This window comes from Streptomyces niveiscabiei, assembly GCF_001419795.1.
Taxonomy (GTDB): domain Bacteria; phylum Actinomycetota; class Actinomycetes; order Streptomycetales; family Streptomycetaceae; genus Streptomyces; species Streptomyces niveiscabiei.
Map to the genome: position 1 here is coordinate 1 of NZ_LIRL01000288.1, position 6,319 is coordinate 6,319.

10 protein-coding genes and 1 pseudogene are annotated in these 6,319 nt (G+C 70.4%); 5 read left to right on the top strand and 6 right to left on the bottom strand.

Features of this window, described 5'->3' with window-relative positions; genetic code table 11:
- Positions 1-96: pseudogene (locus tag AOK24_RS50640) on the bottom strand (trans-aconitate methyltransferase); the annotation flags it as partial.
- Positions 97-184: 88 nt separating this feature from the next.
- On the opposite strand from AOK24_RS50640, the gene AOK24_RS15010 reads away from it, so the two are divergent.
- Positions 185-682 (top strand): MarR family winged helix-turn-helix transcriptional regulator, encoded by a 498-nt coding sequence (locus tag AOK24_RS15010; RefSeq protein ID WP_055720576.1) that lies wholly within the window; start codon positions 185-187, stop codon positions 680-682.
- 68 nt (positions 683-750) lie between these two features.
- Here AOK24_RS15010 and AOK24_RS15015 read toward each other — a convergent pair whose 3' ends face one another.
- The 3 genes from AOK24_RS15015 to AOK24_RS15025 are packed head-to-tail and all read right to left on the bottom strand — an operon-like array spanning position 751 to position 2,436.
- Complete coding sequence (locus AOK24_RS15015; protein ID WP_055720568.1) at positions 751-1,143, bottom strand: peptidoglycan-binding domain-containing protein; 393 nt, start codon at positions 1,141-1,143, stop codon at positions 751-753.
- A gap of 27 nt (positions 1,144-1,170) precedes the next feature.
- Positions 1,171-1,614, bottom strand: coding sequence for a DUF2690 domain-containing protein (locus AOK24_RS15020; protein WP_055720569.1), 444 nt, complete (start codon positions 1,612-1,614; stop codon positions 1,171-1,173).
- A 54-nt stretch (positions 1,615-1,668) separates the two neighbouring features.
- Complete coding sequence (locus AOK24_RS15025) at positions 1,669-2,436, bottom strand: LuxR C-terminal-related transcriptional regulator (RefSeq protein WP_055720570.1); 768 nt, start codon at positions 2,434-2,436, stop codon at positions 1,669-1,671.
- 260 nt (positions 2,437-2,696) lie between these two features.
- On the opposite strand from AOK24_RS15025, the gene AOK24_RS15030 reads away from it, so the two are divergent.
- On the top strand, positions 2,697-3,152 hold the full coding sequence (locus tag AOK24_RS15030; RefSeq protein ID WP_055720571.1) for a GNAT family N-acetyltransferase: 456 nt from the start codon (positions 2,697-2,699) through the stop codon (positions 3,150-3,152).
- Here AOK24_RS15030 and AOK24_RS15035 read toward each other — a convergent pair.
- Together AOK24_RS15035 and AOK24_RS15040 are read right to left on the bottom strand one after the other, a co-directional pair.
- On the bottom strand, positions 3,104-3,580 hold the full coding sequence (locus tag AOK24_RS15035; protein ID WP_055720572.1) for a hypothetical protein: 477 nt from the start codon (positions 3,578-3,580) through the stop codon (positions 3,104-3,106). The genes AOK24_RS15030 and AOK24_RS15035 overlap by 49 nt on opposite strands.
- 97 nt (positions 3,581-3,677) lie before the next feature.
- Entirely contained in the window at positions 3,678-4,328 is a 651-nt protein-coding gene (locus AOK24_RS15040; protein WP_055720573.1) for a TetR/AcrR family transcriptional regulator, read from the bottom strand.
- A gap of 66 nt (positions 4,329-4,394) precedes the next feature.
- On the opposite strand from AOK24_RS15040, the gene AOK24_RS15045 reads away from it, so the two are divergent.
- The 3 genes from AOK24_RS15045 to AOK24_RS15055 form a co-directional block, all read left to right on the top strand.
- The gene (locus AOK24_RS15045; protein WP_055720574.1) at positions 4,395-5,057 is read left to right on the top strand and encodes an O-methyltransferase; all 663 of its coding nucleotides are present in this window, start codon (positions 4,395-4,397) and stop codon (positions 5,055-5,057) included.
- Positions 5,058-5,088: 31 nt separating this feature from the next.
- Positions 5,089-5,757 carry a DedA family protein gene (locus tag AOK24_RS15050; protein ID WP_055720575.1) on the top strand — a complete coding sequence of 223 codons (669 nt, stop codon included), beginning with the start codon at positions 5,089-5,091 and terminating at the stop codon, positions 5,755-5,757.
- 114 nt (positions 5,758-5,871) lie between these two features.
- On the top strand, positions 5,872-6,319 hold a 448-nt coding region (locus tag AOK24_RS15055; protein ID WP_167376838.1), incomplete at its 3' end, for an RICIN domain-containing protein.

Sequence of the window (6,319 nt, forward strand, 5' to 3'; positions counted from 1 at the left end):
GAGGTGGGGGATCCCCGCGAGGAGGTCGGTGAAGGGGCGGGCGCGGTGGTCCGCGTGGCGCAGGTACTGGGCGGGGTCCCAGGAGGGGCTGGTCATGGTTCCACGATGCCCGGCGATCTCTCTCGACGTCAAGAGACTCGACATCAAGAGACTTCACATCGACACAACCACTACACTGATCGCCATGGAGGACGAGGTCGATCGGCTGGTCGCGGCGTGGCGTCGGGAACGCCCGGACCTCGACGTGGAGCCACTCGAAGTGCTGAGCCGGGTCAGCAGACTGGCCCGCCACCTGGACCGCGCACGCCGGCTGGCGTTCTCCGAGCACCAGCTGGAGCCCTGGGAGTTCGACGTCCTCACGGCGCTGCGCCGGGCGGGCGCCCCCTACCAGCTCTCCCCCGGCCAGCTCCTCACACAGACCCTGGTCACCTCGGGCACGATGACGAACCGCATCGACCGGCTCACCCAGAAGGGCCTGGTGGAACGCCTCCCCGACCCGACGGACCGCCGAGGCGTCCTGGTCCGCCTGACCGCAGAGGGCCGCGACCGCGCTGACCAGGCACTGGCGGGCCTGCTCGCACAGGAGCGGGCGATCCTGGCAGAGCTGTCGCCGGCCCAGCGGGGTGAACTGGCCGCGCTGCTGCGCCAGTTGACGGCCCCCTTCGACAACATCCCGGGCTGACCGGCCCGTTCGGGGGCATACGAAAGCTCCCGGCCCCGGTGGCACCGGAACCGGGAGCTGACGGATCATCACACCTGGTAGTGCCCGGTGGCCCAGTTCAGGCAGCTGAAGGTGTTGTGCCCGGCGATGCCGTCGACACCGCCGGCGCAGCCGAAGTCCCCCTGGAAGTTCCGGACCCATGTCAGGGTGTTCTGCCCGAAGTAGCCGTCCGTCGCGAGGCCGGCGTGGTACAGCTCGTTCAGCTCCTGCTGAAGGATCTCGACACAGGCGTCATGACTGCCGGGGGCGTAGGAGAGGTTGTGGTCGGGGACCCACCACAGGCGCGGGGCGAGCTTCGCGTTGGGCCACTGGATCATGTAGCAGTTGCCGCTCGCCGAGGCGTTCGTGGCGGTGGCCACGGTGCCGAGGCTTGCGAGCATGACGACACCGGCGGCGGCGCTGACGATCTTCTTGAGGTTCATCGCTGTAATCCTTACGAGGGACGGGGCTCAGTAGCGGCCGGTTTCGACGTCGTCCGAGTTGAAGCCGTTGGACGCCGAGGCGGAGCCCCGGGCGAAGGACTGGACGCCCGCGTCGTTCAGCATCGGGGTGTAGCAGGTGTACTGGCCCATGGAGGAGTTCCAGGACAGGCTGTCGCAGCGGTACCAGTCGTAGCCCGGGATGCGCGTGACGGTGGCGCCGCCGTAGGGACCGGTCGGGCGCACGCGCGCCCACGCGGTGCGGCAGGACGTGCTGTAGCGCAGCTCGATCGTGCCGACCTGGGTGCCGCCGACGTAGATGGCGTTCGATCTGGCCGTGATCGCGCTGTTCGCGCAGCCGCTGGAGATCGGGGCCTGGCCGTCGTAGGCGGCGGCGTCGGCGCTGCCCGCGAGTCCGACGGTGAAGCGGCGGATCCGGCCATACTGTCCGGATCCGCCCGTGATGTGCACCACCTACCGACGGGCGAACTACCCGCCAGGGAAACGGAGTTGAAGGCTCCGGGAACGCTAGGCCAACTGCCCGCCCCGCTCGACGACGTCGCCGGCGAGGTCCACCGGGCCGACGCCCGCACGCCGGGCCAGTGCCACCGCTGCCAGGGTGGAGTGCACGCCCAGCTTGCCCAGGACGTTCTGCATGTGGGTGCGGACCGTGTGCGGTGACAGGAACAGGCGCTCGGCCACCGCCTTCCTGCCCAGCCCCGCGACCATGCAGCGCAGCACCTCCCGCTCCCGGGGTGTCAGCGACTCGACCAGCCGCTCGCTCTCCGTCCGGTGCTTGCGCGCGGCCGTCAGCTCCCGCAGCACACCGGTCAGCAGGGCCGGCGGCAGATGTGTCTCATCGCGCAGCACCCCCCGTATGACGGTCAGCAGCCGCGACAGGGAGCAGTCCTTGGCGACCCACCCGGACGCCCCCGCCTGCAAGGCCAGCGCGGCCCGCCGGGGATCGTCCTTCTCGGCGAGCACGACGACGCGTACGTACGCCTGGGTCGAGCGGACGCCGGAGACGAGCGAGATCCCGTCCACGTGCCCGTTCTCACTGACCTCGTGGACCGGCACCGCGGGCCGCAGCCCGGGTGCGACGGCGCCCAGATCGGCGTCCACGAGAAGCACGTCGAAGCGGCGCCCCTCCGCGGCGGCCCGCTCCAGACTCCGCAGCGCCGCGGGGCCGCTCCCGGCGGCGGACACCTCGACGTCCGGCTCGGCGGCCAGCGCCGCCGCCAGCGACTCCGCGAAGATCCGGTGATCGTCGACGACCAGAACTCGGATACGAACCACGAAACCCCCTTCCCCGATGCTCCTCGACGGAGCAGGGGATACCCCAGAAAAGGCCGGAGAACGACGGCTGCGGGTACGACGCCCGTGGCGCGGGTGCCGCACGGCCGCCGCCGTGCGCGTACTGCTACCCCCGCCGCGAGCGCCGTACCCGACTGTCTCGCCCCCTGAACGGCACCGGCCCCCCGCCGGTGCTGTTCACAGAGTAGGGCCGGGAGCACGGAGCGGAAGCGGTTTCGCAGAACTGGTCGGCCGAGGCGTTTATGGTGTGCCGCATGTTCGGCTTTGAGACAGAAGTGGACAACACCCGACGCGCGCTGCTCCGTACGAGGCTCCGGGCGACGAACCTCTCCGCGTCACCCGAGCTGCGCGCCCTCCAGCTCACCCCGGACGCCACCGAGTCCCCGTTGCACATCTGGGCCACCACCCCCGACAACCCCCTCTGCGGCGGCCTCGTCGGCCACACCTGGGCCTCCTGGCTCCACGTCACCTTCCTCTGGGTGGACCCCGACCTCCGCGGCACCGGCCTCGGCACCGACCTCCTCGCCCGGGCGGAACGCATCGCCCGCGACGACCGCGCCTGCACGGCCGTACGCCTGGAGACCTGGGACTTCCAGGCGCCCGGCTTCTACCGGAAACAGGGGTACGAGGAGGTCTGCGCGATCCCCGACTACCCGCCGGGGGTCACGGAATTCACGTTCACGAAGCGCCTGGGGTGACCGTAGCGGGGCAGGTCAGCGGTCTCGATCTTCCAGGTGCCGAGGTCGGTGGCCACGGTGACCGGTTTGCCGTAGGGCAGGTGCAGCCGGTTGTCGTAGGCCGGGCGTCCCTCGGCCTGGACGATCTCGCGGGGGTCGAGGGGATCGTCCGTCTCCATCGCGGCGTCACGGCATACCTGGAGGTCCGGCACGCGCAGGACGCCCAGAGCCTCGTCGTCCGTGTCCGTCGCCTCGAACACCCCCAGCCCTTCGGGGAGTTGCGTATCCAACTGCCTCCGCACCAGCATCGCGGTCAGTTGATGGCGTGGCCCGGGACGCAGCGTCATGACGAGCTTCCCGCCACTGATCTCGGGCCACGTGAGGCCGGGCGGCGGAGCGAAGCGGTCGCGCAGGGCGCGCAGCCGTCGGTACGGAGTCTGCTGAGTCACGGGTCCTCCCACGTTCAGCATGGGGGCGACGGCAAGCGGACGAAGAGGATCACCGAGCAGAAGGGTGCCCACCCCCGAAGGGCCAGGCACCCCTGCGTCAGTGCTTCGCCCGCAGCGTCGCCCCGTGCCGTCGGAGGAACGCGTCGACGAGCCCGTCCGTGAATTCGGGGCCGATCGGTTCGTCGGTCACCAGTACGCGGTAGTAGAGGGGGCCCACGAGCTGGTCCGTCTCGGCCGCCATGTCGAGGTCCGCGGGCAGCTGGCCTCTGTCCACGGCCCGCTCCAGCGGGAGGCGGTCGCGGTGGCGTTGGCCGTCGAGGTAGCGGGAGCGGAAGTCCTGGGCGAACGCCGGATCGTGCTGAGCCTGGGCGATCAGCGCTTTGAAGACGGCGCCGGAGTCGGACTCGCTGAGGAACCACGCGAGTCGGCGCAGATAGTCGCGCAGGTCGAGGGCGATGTCGCCGGAATCGGGGGCCGTGAGGTCCTCGGTCGCGTCCTGGAGGAAGGCGTCCATCAGGACGTCGGTCTTGCTCTTCCACCAGCGGTAGATGGTCTGCTTGGCGACCCCGGCCCGTGCGGCGATGCCCTCCATCGTGACGCCCGCGAAGCCCTTCTCGGCGAGCAGGTCGTCGGCCACCTCCAGGACTGCCAGCCGGGCCTGTTCGCTGCGTCCGTGCCGGTTGCCGTGGTGGCGCCGCCCCGGTCCGCCGGTACCGCCCGCCTCGACGGCGTTTGCCGCAGGTGCCATGTCGCCTCCCGGCGGTCAGGGTATCGCCCCTAGATGTGACGCAACGTTGCGTCTACTCTAGCCTCCATGACACACACCCACACGCTTGCCGACCCCCGCGTCGAGGCAGCCCTCAGCCGAATGTTCGAGCGGGCCGAGCAGGACGACACCACTGCCGCGCGCGTCAGCGCGCAGCTGCCCGGCGGGTTCGCGCCGCTGACACCCCAGGAGCGGGCCGACGCCGTGGCGGAGGTCTACATGCCGATCTCCGCCGCAGGCGGGGAACTGCTGTACAACCTGGTCCGGGCCGTCCGCCCGGCCACGGTCGTGGAGTTCGGCATGTCCTTCGGGATCTCCACGCTGTATCTGGCCGCGGCCGTACGGGACAACGGCACCGGACGCGTCATCACCACGGAACTCAGCAAGGACAAGATCGCCGCGACCCGCCGGACCTTCGCCGAGGCCGGCCTGGACGACCTGATCACCGTGCTGGAGGGAGACGCCCGGGACAGCCTCCGCGACCTCGACGACCCCGCGGACTTCGTCCTGCTGGACGGCTGGAAGGAGCTGTGCCTGCCCGTCCTGCGGCTGCTCGAACCGCGTCTGCGGCCCGGCACGCTCGTCGTGGCCGACGACGTCGTCCTGAGCGGTCTGCGGCCGTACCTCGACTATGTGCGCGACCCGGCGAACGGATACCGGAGCGTGACGTTCCCCGTCGAGGACGGCATGGAGATCAGCTGCCGCCTCTGACCCGCCCCCGACTTTGCATTACCTTTACCCTATGACGACCGCGCACCTCGCCGCCCAGCCCAAAGAACCCTCGGACGGGATCACGGGGTGGGTCACGGGGCTCATCGAGACGATCGGGGGGCCGGGAGCGGGGCTGGCGATCGCTCTGGAGAACCTTTTTCCGCCGATTCCCAGTGAAGTGATCCTGCCGCTGACGGGGTTCGCGGCGGGGCAGGGCGTGCTGAGCCTGCCGTCCGCGTTGTTCTGGACGACACTCGGGGCGACCGTGGGGGCCGTCGTCCTGTACTGGATCGGGATGCTGGTCGGCCGGGAGCGCGTGCACACGATCTGGGGAAAGCTGCCGCTGGTGAAGCCGGCGGACCTGGTGCGGACGGAGGAGTGGTTCGCGCGGCACGGCACGAAGGCGATCTTCCTGGGCCGGATGCTCCCCGTCTTCCGGAGCCTGATCTCCGTCCCGGCGGGGGTGGACCGGATGCGGCTGCCCACGTTCGTCGCGCTCACCGCCCTCGGCTCCCTGCTGTGGAACTCCGTGCTGATCATGGCGGGTTACTGGCTGGGGGATCAGTGGGAGCTGGTCGAGGCGTACGTGGGGGTGCTGTCGAAGGTGGTCCTGGGGCTCGCGGCGCTGGCGCTGGGGCTGTTCGTGGTGGTGCGCGTCCGCAGCAGGGGGCCGAAGGCCCGGCACCGCCGTACGTCGTGAGCGGTTCTCGGAAAAGTTTCGCCGGACGGGGGCAACCTTTCCGCGGGCCGTGACGACTCGGTGCCGTACGGACCAGGGGGTCCGTACGGAGCAACGCCGAAAGAGAGCACCGAAATGTCGCCTCGCCCGTCGTCCCCCACGCCCGCTCCGGGGCACCGGCACAAACACCGGGGCCGTCGGCTGTACCAGCGCCGGAGCCTGTGGGGAGCCGTCGCCCTGACCGTCGTGGGCGGCTCCGTGGCCTGGGTCAGTACGGCCTCGGCGGCGGTCGTGGACACGGACTCCTGGTACGTCCTGGTCAACCGCAACAGCGGCGAGGTGCTGGACGGGCTCGGCTACGCCACGTACGACGGCGCGGCGGTCGTGCAGTGGAGCCGGCACGGCGGGACCAACCAGCAGTGGCGGTTCGTCGACTCGGGCGACGGCAACTACCGCCTGCTGAACCGGAATTCCGGCAAAGTCCTGGACGACTACGGCTGGTCGAAGACCGCCGGTACCGCCCTGGTGCAGTGGAGCGACCACAACAACGCCAACCAGCAGTTCGGCGTGAAGAAGGCGTCGG

Bases quoted from the DNA above. Each gene is read 5' to 3' on its own strand.
- AOK24_RS15010 (WP_055720576.1), top strand. From the start codon at position 185: ATGGAGGACGAGGTCGATCGGCTGGTCGCGGCGTGGCGTCGGGAACGC.
- AOK24_RS15015 (WP_055720568.1), bottom strand. From the start codon at position 1,143: ATGAACCTCAAGAAGATCGTCAGCGCCGCCGCCGGTGTCGTCATGCTC.
- AOK24_RS15030 (WP_055720571.1), top strand. From the start codon at position 2,697: ATGGTGTGCCGCATGTTCGGCTTTGAGACAGAAGTGGACAACACCCGA.
- AOK24_RS15040 (WP_055720573.1), bottom strand. From the start codon at position 4,328: ATGGCACCTGCGGCAAACGCCGTCGAGGCGGGCGGTACCGGCGGACCG.
- AOK24_RS15045 (WP_055720574.1), top strand. From the start codon at position 4,395: ATGACACACACCCACACGCTTGCCGACCCCCGCGTCGAGGCAGCCCTC.
- AOK24_RS15050 (WP_055720575.1), top strand. From the start codon at position 5,089: ATGACGACCGCGCACCTCGCCGCCCAGCCCAAAGAACCCTCGGACGGG.